19 protein-coding genes are annotated in these 21570 nt (G+C 71.5%); 10 read left to right on the forward strand and 9 right to left on the reverse strand.

Annotation, left to right across the window (positions count from 1 at the left end):
- Positions 1 to 6: 6 nt before the first annotated feature.
- The gene (locus DN771_RS17695) at positions 7 to 1755 is read right to left on the reverse strand and encodes a class I adenylate-forming enzyme family protein (protein WP_116998882.1); all 1749 of its coding nucleotides are present in this window, start codon (positions 1753 to 1755) and stop codon (positions 7 to 9) included.
- Between the two features lie 137 nt (positions 1756 to 1892).
- Here DN771_RS17695 and DN771_RS17700 point away from each other — a divergent pair, with 137 nt between their 5' ends.
- Positions 1893 to 2615: a ubiquinone/menaquinone biosynthesis methyltransferase gene (locus tag DN771_RS17700; protein WP_227462400.1), complete on the forward strand. Its 723-nt coding sequence runs from the start codon at positions 1893 to 1895 to the stop codon at positions 2613 to 2615.
- A gap of 153 nt (positions 2616 to 2768) precedes the next feature.
- A complete protein-coding gene (locus tag DN771_RS17705; protein ID WP_162942076.1) occupies positions 2769 to 3986 on the forward strand; it encodes an isochorismate synthase in 1218 nt (405 codons plus the stop codon).
- 59 nt (positions 3987 to 4045) lie between these two features.
- On the opposite strand, the gene menD is transcribed toward DN771_RS17705, so the two are convergent.
- Positions 4046 to 5767 carry a 2-succinyl-5-enolpyruvyl-6-hydroxy-3-cyclohexene-1-carboxylic-acid synthase gene (gene menD / locus DN771_RS17710; protein WP_162942077.1) on the reverse strand — a complete coding sequence of 574 codons (1722 nt, stop codon included), beginning with the start codon at positions 5765 to 5767 and terminating at the stop codon, positions 4046 to 4048.
- A gap of 116 nt (positions 5768 to 5883) precedes the next feature.
- Between menD and DN771_RS17715 the strand changes: the two genes are divergently transcribed.
- From DN771_RS17715 to DN771_RS17735, 5 genes are all read left to right on the forward strand, one after another.
- The gene (locus tag DN771_RS17715) at positions 5884 to 6567 is read left to right on the forward strand and encodes a DsbA family oxidoreductase (protein WP_162942078.1); all 684 of its coding nucleotides are present in this window, start codon (positions 5884 to 5886) and stop codon (positions 6565 to 6567) included.
- A gap of 7 nt (positions 6568 to 6574) precedes the next feature.
- Positions 6575 to 7369 (forward strand): alpha/beta fold hydrolase, encoded by a 795-nt coding sequence (locus DN771_RS17720; RefSeq protein WP_162942079.1) that lies wholly within the window; start codon positions 6575 to 6577, stop codon positions 7367 to 7369.
- A 57-nt stretch (positions 7370 to 7426) separates the two neighbouring features.
- Positions 7427 to 8272 (forward strand): MBL fold metallo-hydrolase, encoded by an 846-nt coding sequence (locus DN771_RS17725; RefSeq protein WP_116998886.1) that lies wholly within the window; start codon positions 7427 to 7429, stop codon positions 8270 to 8272.
- Between the two features lie 11 nt (positions 8273 to 8283).
- On the forward strand, positions 8284 to 11529 hold the full coding sequence (locus tag DN771_RS17730) for an ATP-binding protein (protein WP_162942080.1): 3246 nt from the start codon (positions 8284 to 8286) through the stop codon (positions 11527 to 11529).
- A 130-nt stretch (positions 11530 to 11659) separates the two neighbouring features.
- Positions 11660 to 12430 carry a hemerythrin domain-containing protein gene (locus tag DN771_RS17735; RefSeq protein ID WP_116998888.1) on the forward strand — a complete coding sequence of 257 codons (771 nt, stop codon included), beginning with the start codon at positions 11660 to 11662 and terminating at the stop codon, positions 12428 to 12430.
- A gap of 21 nt (positions 12431 to 12451) precedes the next feature.
- Here DN771_RS17735 and DN771_RS17740 read toward each other — a convergent pair whose 3' ends face one another.
- Positions 12452 to 13321, reverse strand: a complete 870-nt coding sequence (locus tag DN771_RS17740) for a 1,4-dihydroxy-2-naphthoate polyprenyltransferase (protein WP_116998889.1) — start codon at positions 13319 to 13321, stop codon at positions 12452 to 12454.
- A 51-nt stretch (positions 13322 to 13372) separates the two neighbouring features.
- Between DN771_RS17740 and DN771_RS17745 the strand changes: the two genes are divergently transcribed.
- Positions 13373 to 14578 (forward strand): class I adenylate-forming enzyme family protein, encoded by a 1206-nt coding sequence (locus DN771_RS17745; RefSeq protein WP_162942081.1) that lies wholly within the window; start codon positions 13373 to 13375, stop codon positions 14576 to 14578.
- Here DN771_RS17745 and DN771_RS17750 read toward each other — a convergent pair.
- Positions 14505 to 14777, reverse strand: coding sequence for a WhiB family transcriptional regulator (locus DN771_RS17750; RefSeq protein ID WP_116998939.1), 273 nt, complete (start codon positions 14775 to 14777; stop codon positions 14505 to 14507). The genes DN771_RS17745 and DN771_RS17750 overlap by 74 nt on opposite strands.
- A 117-nt stretch (positions 14778 to 14894) precedes the next feature.
- Here DN771_RS17750 and DN771_RS17755 point away from each other — a divergent pair, with 117 nt between their 5' ends.
- Complete coding sequence (locus DN771_RS17755; protein WP_205528647.1) at positions 14895 to 15950, forward strand: LLM class flavin-dependent oxidoreductase; 1056 nt, start codon at positions 14895 to 14897, stop codon at positions 15948 to 15950.
- 45 nt (positions 15951 to 15995) lie between these two features.
- On the opposite strand, the gene DN771_RS17760 is transcribed toward DN771_RS17755, so the two are convergent.
- The 5 genes from DN771_RS17760 to DN771_RS17780 form a co-directional block, all read right to left on the reverse strand.
- Positions 15996 to 16757 (reverse strand): SDR family oxidoreductase, encoded by a 762-nt coding sequence (locus tag DN771_RS17760; protein ID WP_116998940.1) that lies wholly within the window; start codon positions 16755 to 16757, stop codon positions 15996 to 15998.
- A gap of 66 nt (positions 16758 to 16823) precedes the next feature.
- Positions 16824 to 18215 carry a hemolysin family protein gene (locus DN771_RS17765; RefSeq protein ID WP_116998892.1) on the reverse strand — a complete coding sequence of 464 codons (1392 nt, stop codon included), beginning with the start codon at positions 18213 to 18215 and terminating at the stop codon, positions 16824 to 16826.
- The gene (gene ybeY, locus DN771_RS17770; protein WP_116998893.1) at positions 18212 to 18742 is read right to left on the reverse strand and encodes an rRNA maturation RNase YbeY; all 531 of its coding nucleotides are present in this window, start codon (positions 18740 to 18742) and stop codon (positions 18212 to 18214) included. The genes DN771_RS17765 and ybeY overlap by 4 nt, the downstream gene beginning before the upstream one ends.
- The gene (locus DN771_RS17775) at positions 18739 to 19716 is read right to left on the reverse strand and encodes a PhoH family protein (protein ID WP_116998894.1); all 978 of its coding nucleotides are present in this window, start codon (positions 19714 to 19716) and stop codon (positions 18739 to 18741) included. The genes ybeY and DN771_RS17775 overlap by 4 nt, the downstream gene beginning before the upstream one ends.
- Before the next feature lie 114 nt (positions 19717 to 19830).
- Complete coding sequence (locus tag DN771_RS17780; protein WP_116998895.1) at positions 19831 to 20457, reverse strand: histidine phosphatase family protein; 627 nt, start codon at positions 20455 to 20457, stop codon at positions 19831 to 19833.
- A 24-nt stretch (positions 20458 to 20481) separates the two neighbouring features.
- Here DN771_RS17780 and DN771_RS17785 point away from each other — a divergent pair, with 24 nt between their 5' ends.
- Positions 20482 to 21522 (forward strand): hypothetical protein, encoded by a 1041-nt coding sequence (locus DN771_RS17785; protein ID WP_116998896.1) that lies wholly within the window; start codon positions 20482 to 20484, stop codon positions 21520 to 21522.
- Positions 21523 to 21570 lie beyond the last annotated feature (48 nt).

Genomic DNA, 21570 nt, shown 5'->3' on the forward strand with positions numbered 1-21570 from the left:
GTGTCGTCAGTCGGCGGGAACCAACTCCGACCGCAACTGGCGCTTGAGGAACTTGCCGTTGGCGTTGCGCGGCAAGGGCTCGTCGCGGAACCAGATGGTCGTCGGGATCTTGTGTTTGGCGATCCGTTCGCCGACGAACGCCTGAAGCGCCTCAGCGGTCAGCGTGGACCCGGGCCGCCGGACGATGACTGCGGCGACCGCCTCACCGAGCCGGTCGTCGGGAATGCCGAACACCGCTGCTTCCGCCACCTCGTCGGACTGGTGGATGGCCGCCTCGACCTCGGAGCTGTAGATGTTCTCCCCGCCGCGCAACACCATGTCCTTGGCCCGGTCGACGATGTAGAGGAATCCGTCCTCGTCGATGCGAGCCACGTCGCCGGTGTTGAACCAGCCGTCGACGATGGCCTCGGCCGTCGCCTCGGGCCGGTTGAGGTAGCCCTTGATGACGACAGCGCCGCGCACGCAGAGCTGGCCGACCGTGTCCGGGCCCGGCGGCAGGTCGTTGCCCTCCTCGTCGACCAGCTTGGCGTCGAGCGTGGGCACCACCGGACCCGCCGACGACGGCTTGGCGAGGTAGTACCGAGAGGCGTTCGCCGACACGATGCCGTGGGTCTCGGTGAGGCCGTAGCCGGTGACGGGTGCGCCGCCCTGATCGTGCAGCGACTTGTCGATCTTCTGCACGAGGTCGGGTTGCAGCGGGGCGCCACCGCCGCCGAGCGACTTGAGCGACGACGTGTCGCGCTTGGCCCAGTCCGGGTGGTTGAGCATCTCGCGGCTCATCGACGGCACCCCGGAGAAGTTGGTCGCCCGCTCCCGCTCGATCAGCTCGAGGGCCCGGCCGGCGTCCCACTTGTACATCAGCACGATCGTGCCGCCGGCCAGCGTGCAGGGGTGCAGGATGCAGTTGCAGGCCGTGACGTGGAACAGCGGGGTCGGGGCCATGAACACCGGCGCTGCCGGTGCCGCATCGGGATCGGCCGGCGGCGGGGCCGGCAGCTCACCGGCGGCGACCGCCTTGCCGTCGGCCGTGGCGGTGACGACCGTCCAGAAGATCAGGTTCAAGATGTTGTGCACCGAGCCGCGGTGGGTGAGCTGAGCCCCCTTGGGGTACCCGGTCGTGCCCGACGTGTAGAAGATCGTCACGTCGTCGTCAGGGTCGATGTCGGCTTCGGGCAGACCGGCAGGGGCGTCGGCGGGCACCACGACATCGGTCCAGCGGCTGGCGTCGGCCGGAAGCTCCCGGTCGGTACGCACGCTGATCACGTGCAGCGGCGCGGTCTCGCGCAGCCCGTCGAGCACCGGCAGCACGCGCTCGAGTCGCTCGTCGTCGACGATGAGGACCTTGGAACGGGAGTCGGACAGCCCGTACTCCATCTCTGGTGTGGTCCACCAGGCGTTCATCCCGACCACCGCGGCGCCGATCGACGCCGTCGCCCAGTAGCCGACGACCCACTCGGGGTAGTTGCGCATGGCCAGGGCGACCCGGTCGCCCGATCCCACACCGTGGGTGTTGCGCAGCAGGTGGGCGAGCGCGCGGACCTGTCCGGCGATGTCGGCGTACGTGTAGTGCTCGTCCTCGTACACGACGTACGGCTTGTCGCCGTGGAGCGAGGCCAGCTCCCACAGCGCCCGCATGTTCGGCGGTGCCGAGTCGAACACCCGCATCGGGATCCCCCGGACCTCGATGTCCGACATCGAGAAGCCACCGCCGGGGGCGGTGATCTCGTTCCAAGCCGCGCGCAAGTGCTCGATCATCGGGCACATGGTGGCAGATGTCGCTCGCGATTCCATGGCCGAAGCCGGTACCCGGCGCGGGCGCACCGATGCGTCGGACCCGGCCGCAGCGCCTGGCGGCGCCGTGCTCGCTCGGCCGCCGGCTCTAGCCTGATGCCGTGGCCGACGTGCTCCCCCGTGCTTCCTCCTGGGATCGAACCACCCTGCCCGAGGGCGACGAGAAGGTGAAGGCGGTGCGCGACATGTTCGACACGATCGCCCCGCGCTACGACCTGGTGAACCGCATCATGACGTTCCGGCTGGACGTTCGTTGGCGCCGCAAGGCGGTGGCCGCCCTGTCGCTGCCGCTCGGCAGCACCGTGCTCGACCTGGCCAGCGGCACGGGCGACATGTGCATCGACCTCGCTGCGGCCGGCCATCGCCCCGTGTCGGTCGATCTCAGCCTCGGCATGCTCCGGGCCGATCGCAGCGGCGCGCCACGCGTGCAGGCCGACATCCTCCGCTTGCCCGTCGCCGACGGCTCGATCGACGGCGTCACGTGCGGCTTCGCCCTGCGCAACCTCGTCGAGTTGCCGCGCTTCTTCGCCGAGCTCGGTCGGGTGGTGCGCCCCGGCGGCCGCATCGCCCTGCTCGACGTCGGCGTGCCCCGCAACCCGGTGGTCCGGTTCGGCCACAGCCTGTACTTCGGCAAGATCGTGCCCAAGATCGGTGGTCTGCTGTCGGATCCGGCCGCCTACCGCTACCTCCCGCGCAGCGTCGCCTACCTCCCGCCCGCCGACCAGATGGTGGCCGACCTGCAAGCGAACGGCTTCGACGACGCCCGCCACCGAGTGTTCTCGCTGGGGATCACGCAGCTCCTCACCGGCACGCGCACGTCGTGAGCGCAGCGAGCGGGGGCGCAGCCCCCTGGAGCACGTCGTGAGCGCAGCGAGCGACGGCCGTTCGCGCGAGCGCCAGCGAGCCGGACGGCGATGGGGCGCGAGCGCAGCGAGCGGGGGCGCAGCCCCCTGGAGCACGTCGTGACGATGCGGGCGGTGAGCCGCTTGGCCGACGCTGCGACGCGGGCGCTCGACCTCAACGACGTCGCTCGCGACGACGGGTTCCTGTTCGTTCGTGACGGTGTGGGTTTCGCCGGGCGCGGTGTCGCAGCCCGCGTTCGCGTCGACGAGGCGGCCGCCGTCTTGGCCGCCATCGACCACGACGACCAGACCGGGATCCGGGCCGGCGACGGCGGCGGCATCGGTCCCGGCCCCCGGGCGCTCGGCTGGGTGCCGTTCGTTCCGGGAGGGGCCGGCGAGGCCGTCGTACCCGCCGTCATCGTGGCCAAGGATCCCGACGGCTCGTGCTGGGTCACCACCATCGCGGGCGACGGCATCGACGGTGCATCCGAGACCCTCGCCCCGGCTGGGCCCCCGCGGCCGGCTGCCGACAGCTATCGGCTGGCACCGGTCACGCCGGTGGACACGTATCTCGCTGCGGTGGCCGCGGCGCGCGACGCCGTCAACGAGGAGCGGATCCTCAAGGCCGTGATCGCCCGCGAGATCAGCGTGACGGCCACGGCGCCGATCGACCGCCACGGCGTGCTGCACCGTCTGAAGGCGGCGTTCGGTTCGAGCTATCGCTTCGCCATCGACGGCTTCGTCGGGGCGTCACCAGAGTTGTTGGTGGAGGTCGACGGGCGGACGGTCCGCTCCACTCCCCTGGCCGGAACGGCGCCGCGGGCGGGCGATCCGCACCAGGATGCGGCGATCGCCGCGGCCCTGATCGCCAGCACCAAGAACCAGATCGAACACCGTGTGGTCATCGACGTCGTGCACGACACGCTCCTGCCGTGGTGCAGCTACCTCGACTGGGAGCCCGAACCGCAGGTCCTCACGGTGGCCAACGTGCAGCACCTCGCGACGCGGATCGAGGGTCAGCTGTCGAGGCCGACACCGCCGGTGACGACGCTCGTCCGCGCCCTGTCGCCGACGCCGGCGCTCGGCGGGCACCCACGCGACGAGGCCCTGGCCCTGATCGCCGAGGTCGAGGGGGTCGACCGCGACCGCTACGGCGGTGCGGTCGGCTGGACCGACGCCGCCGGCAACGGCACGTGGGCCGTGTCGATCCGCTGCGCGCAACTCTCCGACGATCGCCGGGTGGCCCGGCTCCACGCCGGCGGCGGCATCGTCGCCGAGAGCGATCCGCTCGCTGAGCTGGCCGAGACGCAGGCGAAGTTCCAGGCGATGCTCAGCGCCCTCGTCCGCCCCTGAGAGCTTCTGGGCGCGAATCGTGCCTTCGCCCTTCTGGGCGCGATGCGTGACGCTGAGCGTCACGAATCGCGCCCAGATGCGTCGATCGCGGACGTGACGGCGGCGTGGAGGGCGGCGTGGGCGGCGACGTTGGCGACGCGGTCGGTGGCGACATGGGTGACGTGCGGACCGGGCCGCTCCAGCCGGGCGCGCAATTCGTCAGCGGTGGCCACGGTGACGGCGTCGAGGCCGTGGGCCGCGGCGAGGATCACGACGTCGGTGCCGTGCGGCGTGCCGAACAGCTGCTCGAAGCGCTCGCCGGCGAGGGCCGTCGCCTGCGGGAGGAACGAGAAGATGCCGCCGCCGTCGTTGTCGACGACGACGATGCGCACGTCGACGCCGCGGCGGCGCAACGCCGTCAGGGCCCCGGCGTCGTGGACGAACGCCACGTCGCCGACGAGCACCACGACCGGCCGGCCGGAGAGCGCCACACCGATCGCCGTCGAGACGACCCCGTCGATGCCGTTGGCGCCCCGATTGGAGTACCCCGCGGCCGTCGGGCCACCGAACCACTCGTAGTCCCGCATCGGCATCGAGGCCGACACCACCACGGTGCCGCCGGCCGGCCGGTGCCGGGCGACGATGCGGGCCACCCCCGGCTCGGTGAGCTCGGCGCCGGCGTCCAGCGGTCGATCGAGGGCGTCGGCGATCGCCGCCTCGGCCGTCCTGGAGACCGTCAGCCAGTCGTCGCGCCACGCAGGGTCGGCGATGCTGTCGACCGCTGCGATCACCTCCTCGATCGTCTCGACGCGCACCGCCACGTTGCCGTCGGGATCGATCGTGCCCGGACCTCCCACCTGCACCACGGGCGCGCCGGACGTCACCACCCATTGGGTCAGCACCTTCGACGCGGCCGGCCGGCCGACCCGGATCACCACGTCGGGGCGGTGCGCCTCGGCGAACCCCGCGTGGCGCAGGATGCTGTCGAAGGCGGTGACGGCGCCGTCGAGGTGCCGGCAGCCCGACGGCGGGTCGGCGAGCACCGGCCAGCCCGTCGCCTCGGCCAGCGCGGCGACCTGTTCGGGACGTGCGGATACCGGCGACGGCGGGGCAGTGAGTGCGCTGCCGCTGCGCCCCCCGGCGAGGATGACGCCCCGCCCCTTACCGGCGAGCACCGGCACGGCGGTGGGCCGCGACCCCGTCCACGCCCACCGGGCACTGGAATGGTCCCGGGCGGGCAGCGGGGCCGCGGCGCCGACGAGCGGCTCACGGAACGGAAGGTTGAGGTGCACCGGTCCGGTGCGTGCGTGCACCATCGCCGTGGTGGCGAGTCGGCGCCAGCGCTTGCCGATCGGCAGGTCGGGCACGCCGGGGTCGTGGAACCAGCGCACCGACGTGCCGTACAGGCCGGTCTGATCGATTGCCTGTGGGGCCCCCACGCCGATCAGCTCGGGCGGGCGGTCGGCGGTGAGCACGATCATCGGGACGTCGGACAGTCCCGCTTCCACCACCGCTGGGTGGAAGTTGACCGCCGCCGTCCCGCTGGTGCACAGGAGCAGCGCCGGTCGGTCGGTGGCCACGCCGAGACCAAGGGCCACGAAGGCGGCGACCCGCTCGTCGTGCACGACGTGGACGGCCAGCTCGGGGCGGGACGCGATCGCCAGCGCCATCGGCGTGCTGCGGGATCCCGGGGCCACGACGGCATGGTCGACGCCGGCGGCGATCCATTCGTCCACGAGCGTGGCGCAGAACGTCGCCTGGACGTCGGCCTGGCTCAGCAGCACGTCGGAGGACTCGGTCACCCGTCCGACGATACGGGTTGCCTCATCCGAGTACAGACGGGCCCAATCCGGGGCCTCCCGTACTCGGGTCACCTCGAGTACTCGGATCGGGAGGCGTCGTCGGTACCGTGGTGGAGGTGACCGACCGGGCGACGATCTCGATCGAGGTGTTCTCCGACGTCGTGTGCCCGTGGTGCTTCATCGGCAAGCGACGGCTGGCGAAGGCCCTCGGCACGCTGGCCGACGATCCGGAGTTCGACGCCGACGTCGAGGTCGTCTACCGGCCGTTCCAGCTCGATCCCCGCGCCCCGCTCGACCGCGCCGACCCGGTGCTCGAGGTCTACGCCCGCAAGTTCGGCGGGCCCGACCAGGCGGCGACGATCGTCGCCCGCACCACCGCCATGGCCGCCGCCGAGGGCATCGAGTTCCACATGGACCGTGCGGTACGCGCCAACACTGCCGACGCCCACCGCCTGCTCAACTGGACGCTCCAGCACGCCGGCCGCGACAAGCAGGCCGAGGTCAAAGAGGCGCTGATGACCGCCTACTTCTGCGACGGCGAGAACGTGGCCGACCACGACGTCTTGGTCCGGCGGGCCGAGGCGTGCGGGCTCGACGGAGGTGCCGTGCGCACGATGCTCTCCGAGGAGGCTGGCCTCGAGGATCTCGAGGTCGGCCTGCAACGGGCCGCCGACCTCGACGTCACGGCGGTGCCGACGTACGTCGTCAACGGCCGCTGGTCGATTCCCGGCGCGCAGGATCCCGACACCTTCGTCACCGCCCTGCGCCGCCTCGCCACCAAGCTGCGCGACGCCTCGTGAGCACGCGGTGAGCCACGGGCCCGCCGTGCTCGCCGCCGACGTCCGGCCCGCCGCACACGCCACCGACGACGGCGGCACCGCCGACCGGGTCGTGTTCGTGCACGGCTTCACCCAGACGCGGCGATCGTGGGACGGCGTCCGGGAGGTGCTGGCCGATCGCTACGAGACGGTCGCCGTGGATGCACCGGGCCACGGTGAGTCAGGCCACCTCAAGTTGTCGATGGCCGAAGGCGCCGAGGCGCTCGGCGCCGCCGGCGGGACGGCGACCTACGCCGGCTACTCCATGGGCGCCCGTCTCGCCCTGCACCTCGCGGTCGCCCGGCCCGACCTCGTCGAACGGCTCGTGCTGGTGAGCGGTACGGCCGGTCTCGACACCGCCGCCGAGCGGACGGCCCGCGTGGCCTCCGACGACGTGCTGGCGTCCGAGATCGAGCGCGACGGGGTCGCCGCGTTCGTCGAGCGCTGGCTCGCGCTCCCGCTGTTCGCCGGTCTCCCCCGCGAGCGCGCGGGCGTGGCCGAACGCCTGACCAACACGGCGGCCGGGCTGGCCTCGAGCCTGCGCCTGGCGGGCACGGGTGCTCAGGAGCCGCTCTGGGATCGCCTCGGAGAGCTCTCGATGCCTGTCCTCCTCGTGGTCGGCGCCGACGACGCCAAGTTCGTCGCCATCGGCGAACGCCTCCACGGGGCCATCACCGGCTCACACCTGGTCGTCGTCCCCGGCGCCGGCCACACGGTCCACCTCGAGCAGCCCGAGCGGTTCACCGACGCGCTCACCCACTGGTTGGACGGCTCGTCTCGCTGAGACCGCTTCAAGCGGGCTGCAAGCGTCCGCCAATCGCGTTTCGGCATCGTCGCCGGCGTGACCGCAACCATCTCATCCGCCAAGACCCATCTCCCTCCCACCCAGGTGGCCAGGGACACGTTCGTCATCCACGACCACGTGGGCGAGGGCGTCGCACCGGCCATCGTCCCGGTGAACTCGATGCTGATCCGCGGCGCCGAGCCGGTGGTGGTCGACACGGGCCTCGCCGCCAACGGTGACGGGTTCTTCGCCGACCTCTTCGCGCTGGTCGAGCCCGAAGACATCCGCTGGGTCTTCGTCAGCCACGACGACATCGATCACACGGGCAACATCGATGAGCTGATGGAGCTCGCCCCGAACGCGACGCTCGTCGTCAACTGGTTCCTGCAGGAACGGTTGGGGCCGACCTTGTCGGTGTCGCCGCTCCGCCAGCGTTGGGTGGGCGACAACGAGGTGCTCGATGCCGGCGACCGCCGTCTCGTGGCCGTGCGGCCGCCCGTCTACGACTCGCCGACAACCCGGGGGTTGTACGACACGACGACCGGCGTGTACTGGGCGTCGGACGCGTTCGGCACGCCGGTGGAGACGCCGACCCGTGACGCCGCCGAACTTTCGCCGGAGATGTTCGAGATGGGCGTCGCCACGTTCAGCCGCTACCTGGCACCGTGGCTCGAGATCGCCGATCCGGCCCGCTACGACATGAGCGTCGACCGAGTCGCCGCCCTCGCCCCCTCGGTCATCGCCGGATGCCATGGTCCGATCGTCTCGGGGCGGCTCGTCGACCGAGCGATCGAGGTCACGCGCACCGCACCCACGGCGCCGATCCTCCCGCAGCCCGACCAGCAAGCGCTCGAGGCAATACAGCAGCAGATTCTCTCGGTCCAGGACGAGCCGATCTGCTAGACCGGCGGTCGATGGCGGGACTGGGCGACGACGAGCTGTCGGCTCGGCTGTCCATCCGCCTGCTCGGCGCCGTGGAGGTGCGGATCGAGGGCACGCCCGTCGACATCGGAGGCACCCAGCCACGGGCCATCATCGCCCATCTCGCGCTCGATGCCGGCCGGATCGTGCCCGTCGACCGACTGATCACTCGGCTCTGGGACGAGGAACCGCCGCGGACCCCGCTCGGCACGCTGCAGAGCTACGTCTCGCGTCTCCGGCGGCTCCTCGAACCGCAGCGTGCCGCCGGTGCGCCGCCGAGCGTGCTCGTGTCGGAGGCGCCCGGCTACGTGCTGGTCGTCCCGCGGACACAGGTCGACGTGCATCGTTTCACCGCCCTGGCCGACGAGGCCCGGTCGGCGCTCGGCGCCGACGATCCCGCTCGGGCGTTGTCGGCCGCCGACCGGGCGTTGGCGCTGTGGCTCGGTGATCCGCTGGCCGGGATCGGTCCCGAACAACAGGTCGGGCCCATCGCCCTGCCGTTCGTCGAACAGCACGCAGCGACGATCGAGGACCGCTTCGAGGCGCTCCTCGCCCTCGGTCGGCATCGCGAGGCGGTCCCGGCGCTGCATGCGGCCAGCGAGGACGCACCGCTGCGGGAGCGGAGGTGGGGACTGCTGGCGACCGCGCTCTACCGGAGCGGCCGCCAGGCCGACGCGCTCCGGGCCATCGCCGACGTCCGGTCCCGTCTGCTCGACGAGCTCGGCCTGGACATCAGCCCCGACCTCCGGACGCTGGAACGACGCATCCTCGACCAGGATCCGGCGCTGGCGCACCACGCCCACGCCCACGCCGGCAGCGCGTCGGCGCCCACCGTCGTCACGGAGGCTCCGCCCACCACGGAACCCACGGCCGAGCGGGCCGCCGCCGCCCCTGCCGGCCCCGATCAGGCGACCGGCAACGAGCCATCGACGGACCGGCCACCGCGCGTCGTCGGCCGCCAGCGCGAGTGGCGAGAGCTGGTGGCCGCGCTCGACCGCGCCGAGCGCGGCTCGACGCAGCTCGTGCTCCTCGAGGGCGAGGCCGGCATCGGCAAATCGACGCTGCTCGAGGCCCTCGCCCAGTACGCCACGCAGCGCGGCTGGCGACAGGCGACCGGCCGCTGTGTCGAGGCCGGGCTCGCCCCGTCCCTGTGGCCGGCGCTCGAGATCGTCCGCGATCTCGTCGATGGAGGGACTCCCCCGGACGCGGCCACCAATCCGCTCGTGCAGTTGATCGTCGACGACGTCCGCCCGTCCGCGCCTACCTCGGTCGAGCTCGTCACGTCGTTCGTCGAACTGCTCGACGCGCTCGGATCCGGTCCTCTGCTCGTGATCCTCGACGACGTCCACTGGGCCGACCGGGCGACGCTGGACGTGCTGAACGTCGCTGCGCAACGGCTCGGTCAGCGCCCCGTCGTGATCGTCGCCGCCTTCCGTCCGCCGGGCGAGATCCCCGGCAGCCAGCTCACCGAGACGCTCGGGCGCCTGCGGCGCCTCCCGGCACTGACGTCGGTCGTCGTCTCGCCGCTCGAGGTCGACGAGGTCGCCGAGCTGATGACCCAGACCAGCGGCGCCACGCCCGACAGCGAGCTGGCCGCGCACGTCCGTGCCCGGGCGGGCGGGAACCCGCTGTTCGTCGTCGAGTTGGCCCGGCTCGCCGGTGAGCGGGGCGTGGCCGGCCCGACGAACGTCCCCGACGCCATTCGCGACGTGGTGCGCGAGCGCCTGGCCCGCCTGCCCGAGCGGGCGACGGCCGAGCTCGAGATCGCCGCCGTGCTCGGCGAGCGCTTCCAGCTCCAGACCGTCATCGCGGCGAGCGATCGCTCCGCAGACGACTGCCTCGATGCTCTCGATGCCGCGATCGTCACCCGCATCATCGTTCCGGACGGCCCGGACTACCGCTTCGCCCACGCGTTGGTGCGCGATGCGGTGCTCGCAGATCTCAGCCCGGTGCGTCGGCAACGGCTCCACGCCGCGGTCGCCGACGCCATCGCCGCGACGCTCGGCGACGGGCCGAGCACCGCCGAGCCGATCGCCCACCACCGGCTCGCCGCCCGCGCCGTGCTCGACCCGGTCCTCGTCGCCGAGGCCCTCGTCGCTGCTGCCGATGTGGCGCGTTGGAAGAACGCGCTCGACGACGGGGAGTGGTTCGCCGAGCAGGCACTCGAGGTGCTGGAGGGTGCCCGACGAGGCCCCGGGCGACTGCGCGCCGAGGTCAACGCCGTCGAGGCGATCATCTCGGTGTCGTACCGGCGCGGCGAGTCGGCGGCCGACGGGCTCGTCGATCGCATCGGCCAGATCGCGACCCGTTCGCGAAGCGAGTCGGTGGCCGCCCTGGTGCTGTTCCTGCGCTTCGGGGAGATCGACGATGTCGCCCATGTGACCGAGGTGCAGTCCGTCGTCGCCGAGGCGCGCGAGCTGGCGGCCCGGGCCACCGAGCCGTACGCCGTGGTGACCCTGGCCTACCTGCTCGCGTCCTGGTCGCTGCTGATCGGCGACCCGGTCTCGGCCGTCGCCGAATGCCGGCGCGGTTTCGCCGCCACGGGGAGCGCCACACCGGACGACCCGCCCGAACACGTCCCGCTCGTCCTGCTCCCGCTCATCGCCGGGATGGCCGAGGCCCTCACCGGCGACGCCGACTCGGCGCGCGTCCAGGTGAACCGGCGGATGCGCGCGTGGCTGGCCCGCCGCAGCGAGGTGGACGACATCGGCGAGCAGAACGTCACGTTCTCAGCGGCCCTCATCGAGGCCGTGCTCGGCGATCCCGAGCGCTTGATCGCCCGCGTCGCCGGGTATTCGGCGGTGGGGTCGGCGGGGCTGTTCCCCGAGCAGGACGCGTCGGTCGAGCTGCTCATCACGTGGGCCGAATCGTCGTTGGGCCGCCCAGGTGAGCTCGACCGCGCCGACCGCGCGATGGCCACCCTCGACGCCGGACCCGATCTCGTGCTCGTGGCCGCCATGCGGAGCTTCCACGCCTCGGCGGCGATGGCCGCCGGCGACCCACGGTGCGTGGACATGCTCGCCGATGCCCGGTCGGAGGCCGAAAGGCGCGGCGAGGTGTGGTGGCTGGCCGAGATCGTCCGCCTCCAGGCCCTCGCCGACGCCCGCTTCGGTGATGGGGCCCGGGTCAACGACCTGCTCGACGAGGCAGCCGCCATCGCCGGTGACCAGCGGGCTTCGCTGCTGTCGGCTCGTGTCGACGACACCCGGGCCCGGTTGGCCGCAGCGACTCGGGCCTGAGCGCGTCTCCCCTGGTCACGGCGGCGTCGACCCGCCTGCAACCGCGCGCCCAGCCGGCTGCAAGGAGTCCGGGTGATGGTTGACCCGACACCCGGACGATCCACGCCGGGACCGCGAAGGAGACCACGCCATGATCCAGTCACCCGACCTCTCGCACCTCGCCACGGCGATCGGTGACGAGCGCATGCTCGCTCGTGCGGAGGCCGCGCACACGTCACCTCGCGCCACGAGGTCCGACGACCGCCCGACCGGATGCGACGTCGGTGACTACCTCGCCATCCACGGCGTGATCCGGCGGGCCACCCGCGCGCTGCGGTTGGCCACGGCCCCGGGCCGTGTCGTCGACGCTCGGACGGCGGAGGCCCTGCGCACGTACTGGACGGGCTACGCCATGGACCTGCACGGACATCACACCGTCGAGGACACGATCTTCTTCCCCGCGCTCGCCGAACGCGATCCGAGCGTCTCCGCCGAGCTCGTTCGCAGCGATGGCGATCACGCCGAGCTCGACGAGCTGATCTCGATGGGGCATGCCGCGTTCGGGGCCATCGAGGCCGGTGACGACCTCGCCGCCGCCCACGACCTGATGGTCCGCCTCGAGCGGCTGATGACCGAACACCTCGACTTCGAGGACGCCGACTTCCTCCCCCGATTCGCCCGCTTGTTCGATCAGTCCGAGTACGACGCCATGCACCAGCGTGCGGTCAAGTCGTCGACGTCGCTCAAGCACCTGGCGTTCGTCGTCCCGTTCATCGCCACCTGGATCGCCCCCGACGCGTGGCGGTCGCTGTGGTCGACCGCACCGCTGCCCCTACGTGTGGTCTACCGGTTGACGAAGCGCCGCCACGCTCGTCTGGTGCGGACGGTGTTCGGTCCCGTTCTCGCCGAGGCGCTCGCCTGACGTTCCGGCCGGACCGGCACCTCAGGCGCCGATCGCGAGTCCGAGGGTGACGAACAACCCGAAGATGAGCTGGGTCCGACCGGTTTCGCCGAGCACCGGGATGAGGTCCTTGCCGCTCGCGCCGCCGTGGATGCGGCGCACGGCAGGGACGGCGAACGGCGCGGCAGCGAGACCGAGGAGGGCGGCGGGACGCCACACGACGGCGCCGATCACCACGAGCACGAACGTGGCGGCGACGAGCGCCGTGTAGAACACGCGGGTCCGGGCGTCACCGAGGCGGACGGCGAGTGTTCGTTTGCCGGCGACGGTGTCGGTGGGGATGTCGCGCAGATTGTTGACGACGAGCAGGGCGCAGATGATCGACCCGGCGGCACAGCCCATCGTCACGCTGACCCCGGTGATCTTCTCGACCGCCGCGTACGTCGTGCCGCACGTGGCCACGAGGCCGAAGAACGTGAACACGAACAGTTCACCGAGGCCGAGGTAGCCGTAGGGCTTCGGGCCTCCCGTGTAGCCCCACGCAGCGGCGACGGCGACGACGCCCACGGCGATGAGCCACCACGACGTCGCCGCGGCGAGGGCGACGCCGGCCACACCGGCGGCGGCGAACGCGAGCAGGGCCGCCCGTTTCACCTCGCCGGGACGGGCGAGACCGGAGGCGACGAGGCGCACGGGTCCGACGCGCACGTCGTCGGTGCCGCGGACTCCGTCCGAGTAGTCGTTGGCGTAGTTCACCCCCACTTGGAGGGCCAGGCTGACCACCAGGGCGGCGCCGACGCGCCACCACTCGATCGGGCCGTGGCCCGCCGCACAACCGGCGCCGATGGCCACGGGGACGACGGCGGCGGGGAGGGTGCGGGGGCGGGCGCCGACCACCCAACGATTCGTCATGCGAGCGCCATGATGGTTTCCCCTCCCGGTCGCTGGCAAGATCATCGGCGAATGAGCCCACGACTCGTCGCCATCGATCTGCCCGGCGGCCCCGCGTTCGTGACCGCATTGCAGCGGGTCTGGGACGCCGGCGACGTGGCCTTCCCCGTCGAGCAGCGTCTCCCGCCGGCCGCCCGCGACGTGCTCCTCGCCGCCATCGGTCCCGACGCCGTCGTCGATTCCGACGACCCCGACACGACCATCCCGATGCACGACGCGAGCGAACGCCGGTCGCCGCGGGCCCCGCTCGAGGAGGGCGACGCCCTGGTCATGGCCACGAGCGGCTCGACAGGCACTCCCAAGGGTGTGGTGCTCACACACGACGCCGTCGCCGCATCGGCGGTGGCGACCTCCGCCCGGCTGGGCCGAGCCGATGACGACCACTGGCTCGCCTGCCTACCGTTGTCGCACATCGGCGGGCTCGCCGTGGTCACCCGGGCACTGACGCTGGGGACGCGTCTCACCGTGCACGATCGGTTCGACGCCGGCGCAGTGGCGGCCGCCGCCGCGTCCGGCGCGACGCTCGTGTCACTCGTGAAGACCGCCCTCGCCCGCGTGGACGCGGCGACCTTCCGAGTCATCGTCGTCGGCGGCGCCCCGGCCCCCGAGCACCGGGCGCAGAACGTGGTGGCCACCTACGGCCTGACCGAGACGGGATCGGGGGTGGTGTATGACGGACGGCCGCTCGACGGCGTGGAGGTGCGCATCGCCGAGTCCGGCGAGATCCACCTGCGCGGCCCGATGCTGCTGCGCGCCTATCGCGACGGTACCGACCCCAAGGTTGGCGGGTGGCTCCCCACGGGGGACCAGGGCCGATGGAACGACGACGGCAGTCTCCACGTGATCGGGCGGCGCGGCGACATGATCATCACCGGCGGCGAGAACGTCTGGCCCGAGCCGGTGGAAGCCGTGCTGCGTTCGCACCCGCTCGTGGCCGACGTGGCGGTCGCCGGCACCGACGATGCGGAGTGGGGACAGGCCGTCACCGCCTTCGTGGTGCCGTCCGGGCCGACGCCGCCGACCCTCGAGGCGCTCCGAGACGCCGTGAAGGCGCAACTCCCTCCCTACTGCGCGCCCCAACGCCTCGAGCTGGTGACGGCGATCCCCCGGACCTCCCTCGGCAAACCGCGGCGGTCGGCGCTGGTCAGCGCGCCCAGCGCCGCGGGCGGAGGGGGAGGACCACGGCATCGGGAAGGGCGTCACGCTCAGCCGGGGTGAGCCCGCCCCACACGCCGAGACGCTCGTCGGCGGCCAGCGCCTCGTCGAGGCACCGGGCCCGGTGCGAGCACTTGGCGCACAGCCGCTTGCCGCGGGCGAACTGCGCCTCCTCGAACCACCACTCCGGATTGCCGTTCGTGCACGCCGGGTCGCCGAGCTCGACGACTTCGGCACGGGGAAACTGGACCACAACGCTCATGACGCCGACCATAGAGATGGGGTGTCACAGAGTTCCCGGGCCTGACGGTCACTGGCAATACCGCGGGTCGCGACAGCGTTGATGCTTGCACTCGCAACTATCAGGAGATCGCAGATCATGCAGCATCAACTCGAGATCGGTGTCGACACGTTCGGCGACGTCACGGTCGACGAGAACGGCCAGGCCAACAGCGACGCCCAGGTCATCCGCGAAGTGGTCGCCGAAGGTGTGCTCGCCGATTCGGTCGGTCTCGACTTCATCGGCATCGGGGAGCATCACCGGGCCGACTTCGCCGTGTCGGCTCCCGAGATCGTCATGGCGGCGATCGCCGCCCGCACGGAGCGGATCCATGTCGGCTCGGCGGTCACGGTGCTCAGTTCCGACGATCCCGTTCGCGTGTATCAGCGCTTCGCCACCGTCGACGCGATCTCGGGCGGCCGGGCCGAGGTGATCCTCGGACGGGGCTCGTTCACCGAGTCGTTCCCGCTGTTCGGCTACGACCTCGACCGGTACGAAGAGCTCTTCTCGGACAAGATCGACCTGTTCAGCGTGCTGCGCCGCGAAGGCCCGATCGAGTGGGCGGGTACCACCCGGGCGCCGATCCACGGCCTCGAGGTACATCCCAGGACCGAGTCGGGCTCGCTCACCACCTGGGTCGGCGTCGGTGGCTCGCCCGAGTCCGTGGTGAGGGCGGCGCACTACGGCCTGCCGCTCATGCTGGCGATCATCGGCGGTGACAGCGCCCGCTTCCGCCCGTACGTCGACCTCTACCACCGTGCGCTCGACGAGTTCGGCCAACCCCGGCTCCCGGTCGGCGTCCACTCCCCTGGCCACGTCGCCCCGACGGACGAGGAGGCCCGTGAGGAGCTGTGGCCGCACTTCCGCGAGTCGCGGAACCGCATCGGGGCCGAGCGCGGCTGGGGCCCGACGTCCCGCGACGAGTTCGAGCGCCTCGCCGGGCCGACGGGCGCGCTCTACGTCGGCTCGCCCGAGACCGTCGCCCGCAAGATCGCCGACACGGCCCGCACGCTCGAGCTCACCCGCTTCGACCTCAAGTACAGCAACGGCACGCTCCCCCACGCCGCCAAGTCCCGCAGCATCGAGCTGATGGGCACGCAGGTCCGCCCACTCGTCGACGAACTGCTCGCCGACGACCTCGTCCCAGCGAGGTGAGCGCCCCTGACGGGATGGGCCCGGCACATCCCGTCAGGTCGGACGTCAGTGGGCGGACGCGACCCCGGCGCCGCCGTCGATCACGTAGGTCTCGCCGGTGATCCAGCTCGCCGCGTCGCTGACGAGGAACGTCGTCAGGTTGGCGATGTCGGCGGGGTCACCCAAGCGCTTCGTCGGCAGGCGTGCCGCCAGCGACTCGCCGAAGTTCTCCACGAGCAGGGCGGCGAAGTCGGTCTCGACGAGGCCCGGCGCAACGCCGACGACACGTGTGGGCCCGAGCTCGGACGCCAGCTGTCGCGTCATGTGGATGACCGCCGCCTTGGTGATGTTGTAGACACCGAGCCCGAACTCGGCGCGCAAACCGCCGACGGAGGCGACGTTGACGATGACCCCTGGCTTGTCCTTCAAGGCGGCGTTCCATGCCTCCTTGCTCCAGAACAACGGCGCCCGCACGTTGACCTCGAACGTCTTGTCGTAACGGCCCTCGTCGATGTCGAGCGAGGCCCCGAAGTGCGGGTTCGTGGCTGCGTTGTTGACGAGGATGTCGAGCCCGCCGAACCGCTCGATCGTGGCGGCGACACACGCCTTGGCCGCCTCGAGGTTGCCGGCGTTGGCGGCGAACACGTCGACGTCGCCGGCGGCACCCGACTCGCGGATCTCGGCCGCGGCCGCCTCCAGCTGGTCCTGCTTGCGCGAGCTCAACATGACATTGGCGCCCGACGCGGCGAACTGCTTGGCGATCGCCTTACCGATGCCCTTCGACGCTCCGGTCACCAGCGCTGTCTTGCCCTCGAGTGAGATCTGCATGGCCGCGAACGTACCGGCCCGATCGTCCACGGAACCGGTCGGACCGCCGGGCGGTGCCGGACGGCGTCAGGAGCCGTGATCGGCGTCGGCGTGCTCGTTGACCGTCGGGCCGGAGCGCGACGGGTCGTCCTCGGGCACGTAGGTGATGCGCACGGACCGGATGCGGCGTCCGTCGAGTTCGGCCACCGCGAACCGCCAGCCCTCGTGGAACACCGCCTCGCCAACCTCGGGCACGTGGCCCAGAGTGCCGAAGATGAACCCACCGACGCTGTCCCAGTCCTCATCTGGCAGTTTCAGGTCGAGCAGTTCCGACAGGTCGCCGACCGGCGTCCCGCCGGCGACCACGTAGTCGCCGTTGGGCTGGCGCTGCACGTCCTGCTCCTCCACGTCGTACTCGTCGACGATCTCGCCGACCAGCTCCTCGAGACAGTCCTCGAGGGTGACGAGGCCGGCGACGCCGCCGTACTCGTCGGCGACGATCGCCAGATGGAACTTGCCGGTCTGCATCTCGCGCATCAGCTGACGCACCGGCTTGTTCTCGGGGACGAAGCGCACCGGTCGGGCGAGGTCGAGCACCGGTTCGTCGCCCCGGCCCTCACGCTCGGAGCGGATGAGGTCCTTGGTGTAAGCGAGGCCGACGATGTCGTCGCCGTCGGACGCGTACACCGGCAGACGGCTCACCCCGTTGGCGATCGCCATGTCGAGCGCCGCCGTCACGGTGGCGTCGTTGTCGATGATGAGCATGTCCGGGCGGGGCACCATCACCTCGCGGGCCACGGTGTCGCCGAACTCGATGATGCTCTCGATGAGCTGGCGTTCCTCGTCCTCGATCACCTCGTCCTCGGCCGCCGCGCCGACGATGCCGAGCAGTTCTTGCTCGCTCACGAACGGGCCCTGCTTCAGACCCTTGCCGGGGATCAACACGTTGGTGAGCGAGATCAGCCCGCGGCTGACGAAGCGCAGCGGCGGGAACGACACGAGCCAGTCGGTGAGGCGGGACGTGAGCAGCGCGGCCCGCTCGGCCGAGAGCACGGCCCACGTCTTCGGCATCGCCTCGGTGATGACGAAGAACACGATGACGTTGAGGATGAAGCCAACGATGATCCCCGTGGGGCCGAAGAGGCTGTCGGCGAGCAGCGTGACGAGGAACGACTGCCCCATCTGCAGCACGGTGACCGTGACGAGCAACGGGTTGATGAACCGTTCCGGGTTGGTGACGAGCCGGAGTAGGGCGGCCGATGACTTCGTCCCGGTCGAGTCGGCGATCGCCTGCGCCTTGACCCTCGAGATGCGGTTCAGCGATGTCTCGGCGATGGCGAGGAAGGCCAGGACGAACAGGCTGAGGATGATCCCGACGAGCATCAAGAAGTCCGCCGACGAGAATCCCCCGCCGCTGTCTCCGGACGCGTTGGCGGTCGGCTCGGCGGCCGCGACGAGCAAGCCGATGGACGCGATCATGAGTCGTGCTCCTGACGGAAGGCAGTCGGGGCCGGACCGCCCCAGTGGAATCGTTCGAGATGTGCGAGCTCGGCGGCCCGCATCTCGGCGGTCTCGGCGGGCTCGGCGTGGTCGTGGCCGAGGACGTGGAGGATGCCGTGGACCACGAGGAGCGCCAGCTCGTCGTCGAGCGTGCCGGCATGGTCGGCCGCCTGCTCGGCCGCGACGGCGGGGCAGATGACGACGTCGCCCAGCAGTACCGGCACGTCCGCGCCGGCGAGCGCGTCGGCATCGGTGTCGTCGTCGAGCGGGAACGACAGAACGTCGGTGGGGCCGCTCTTGCCCATGTGCTCGGCATTGAGGGCGGCCATCTCGTCGCGTTCGATGAAGGTGAGGGTGAGCTCGCCGCGGCGGCCCTCGGCTTCGAGGACGCGCGTGGCGAGCCCGGACCATCGGTCGACGTCGACGTCGACCGCGGCCTGCTCGTCGGCGCCGACGACCGTGACGGTCTGCTCGGCACCGACGGTGGGACTCGGAGGCTCCGTCATTCGGCGCCACCCCCGGAGGTCGGAGCGGCGCTGGTGCGTTCGTAGGCGGCGACGATGTCGGCGACGATGCGGTGGCGGACCACGTCACGGGTGCCGAGGTGCACGAAGGCGAGCCCGTCGATGCCCTGCAGCATCCGCTCGAGTCCGGCGAGGCCGCTCTTGCCGTTGGGGATGTCGACCTGCGTGACGTCGCCCGTGACGACGACCCGAGAGCCGAAGCCGATGCGCGTGAGGAACATCTTCATCTGCTCGGGCGTGGTGTTCTGCGCTTCGTCGAGGATGATGAAGCTGTTGTTCAGCGTGCGGCCCCGCATGAAGGCGAGCGGCGCGACCTCGACGGTCTGACGCTCGAGGAGGCGCTGGGCGCCCTCGGGCTCGACCATGTCGTACAGGGCGTCGTAGAGCGGCCGCAGGTACGGATCGATCTTGGCCATCAGGTCACCGGGCAGGAAGCCGAGGCGCTCACCGGCCTCGACCGCCGGGCGGGTGAGGATGATGCGTTGCACCTGCTTGGCCTGCAGCGCCTTCACCGCCATGGCGACCGCCAACCACGACTTGCCGGTGCCGGCAGGGCCGATGCCGAACGTGATGACGTTGTTCTCGATGGCGTCGATGTAACGCTTCTGGCCGGCCGACTTGGGGCGGACCTGACGACCCTTCGCGCCGCGCAGGACGTCGTGGGTGAGGACCTCGCTCGGCCGCTCGTTGTCCCGGACCATGCCCATCACCCGGTCGAGGCTGTTGGCGTCGATCTCGTGACCCTTCTGCAGCAGTCCGACCAGTTCCTCGAACAGGTGCCCGACCTGGGCCGAATCGGCCCCGCGGATGCTGATCTCGTTGCCGCGGACGTGGATCTCGTCGGCCGGAAAGGCGCGTTCGATCTGTCGCAGGTGCTGGTCCTGGGCGCCGACGAGGGCCGCCATCAGGTGCGTGCCGGGGACAACAACGGTGGTGATGGAGTCGGTTGCTGTCATGAAATGCTGGACGCGTCAGCGCACGGGTCGCCGAATCGCCCAAGTCGCTCGCTCATTCACAGAAAGCGTAGCCCGACGCGACCCCTGATTTGGCCGAAGTTGCGCGCCTCGCGCTCAGGTGGGGAAGCTCGCCGTGTTCCAGTGCTCGATGACGCGTGTCTCCCGCTCGTGGCCCAGCACCGACACGCTGGCCGGCAGGAGGGTCAGCCGCTCACCAGCACGGGCCTCGAAGCCGCACCAACGGGCGGCGAGGATGCGCAGCACGTGGGCGTGGGCGAACAGCACGGCGTCGCATCGCGGCGGTGACACCGGCAGCTCACCGTTCGGCCCGTGTCCCAGCTCGAGGAGCCGGGCGATCACCCGGTCGGCCCGGGCCGCGACCTGGTCGAGCGTCTCGCCCTGGTGGATGTCGGCCGTCCAGATCGACCAATCGGGGTCGGCGTGCCGCAGGTCGGAGGTCCGGGTGCCCTCGAACTCGCCGTAGTCCCATTCGGCGAGGTCGTCCCAGACCTGCGCCCGGTCGCCGAGGCCGGCGAGCTCACACGTCTGCCGGGCCCGCAGGAGCGGGCTCACGAAGACGCTGGCCGAATCGACCCCCGGCACGGTCGCGAGCTTCGGGGCGAGCGCCTTGGCCCGGGCCCGGCCGAGCTCGGTGAGGGGGATGTCCGTGCGCCCCGTGTGACGGCGCTGCTCGGTCCACTCGGTCTCGCCGTGGCGGATCAGATACACGCGCACGGCCATGGTCGCAGGCTAGAACCTGGCCCCATGGGATTCCGTCTTCTCACCGCCGTGACGCTCGCGGCCACGGCGATCGGGGTGTCGAACGCACGGGCTGCAGCCACGACCGTCCCGCCGGTCGGCACCACCGACGGCGAATCCTCCACGTACGACGTGCGAGACCCGTTCTGGGGCGAGGCGTCGAGGGCGTGCACGGAGGTGCTCAACGGACATCTCGATCGGGAAGGCGAGCCGATCGATGTCGTTCTCGGGATCCTCGAAGCCGAGGCCGCCGACGAGACTCCCACGGCCGCCTCGCTCACGGAGTGGTCGGATGCCCTGTCCGGCGAGATCGCCCGAGCGGAGGCGATCCGTTCTGCGCTCGCCGCCTTCGATCTGGGCGGACCCGCCGCCGGGGGTCTGTGGGACACCGTCGTGTCCGCCGCCGACGACGCTGTCGAGGTCCATCGCACCCGGCTCGCCGCCCTGCAGACGGGCGACTGGGAGCACATCGTCGCGGCCGTTCGCTCCACGCTGGGCGGCACCGGCACGAGCGGCGCAGCATTCGAGGTGATCGACGCGTCGCCGCTGCGGGGCACGGACTGCGTCGTCGTCCACTCGTGGCGGATGCCCGCCGACGAGTCGATCACGTCCGAGTTCGTCACGGCCGTCACCGACGCGTGCGTGACGGTTGCCAACCGGCGTCTCGCATCGAGTTTCGCCGACGACAACGCCGTCTCGCTGAGCTTCCTGGCAACCGTGCTCGACGCCGAACCGACCGACGCGCTGACGGTCCCCGGCGAGCTCCCGCCGGCCCTCGATCGGATCGTCGACGAGTGGGCGGCGACGGTGGCGGACTTCGCCGCGATCGACCCGGCGCTCGCCCCGACGGCGGAGTCGTGGACGGCGATCACTGCGGTGCCGGCGGCGCGACTCGCCATGTTCGAGGCCCGGCGCGACGCCGTGGCCGCGGGCGAGACGGCGGCGATCCTGTCGGCGTACGACCGGTCTGGGTTCGCCGCCCACCCCGCGTGGGACTGGAACCTCGTCGGGCTCGACGGCCGGATCTGCGCCAGCCTGCAGCACTGACCACGCAGCCTCCGGCCCGCTATGACACCCCATCGGTAGGGTCGCGAC

The organism is Desertimonas flava, assembly GCF_003426815.1.
Classification (GTDB): domain Bacteria; phylum Actinomycetota; class Acidimicrobiia; order Acidimicrobiales; family Ilumatobacteraceae; genus Desertimonas; species Desertimonas flava.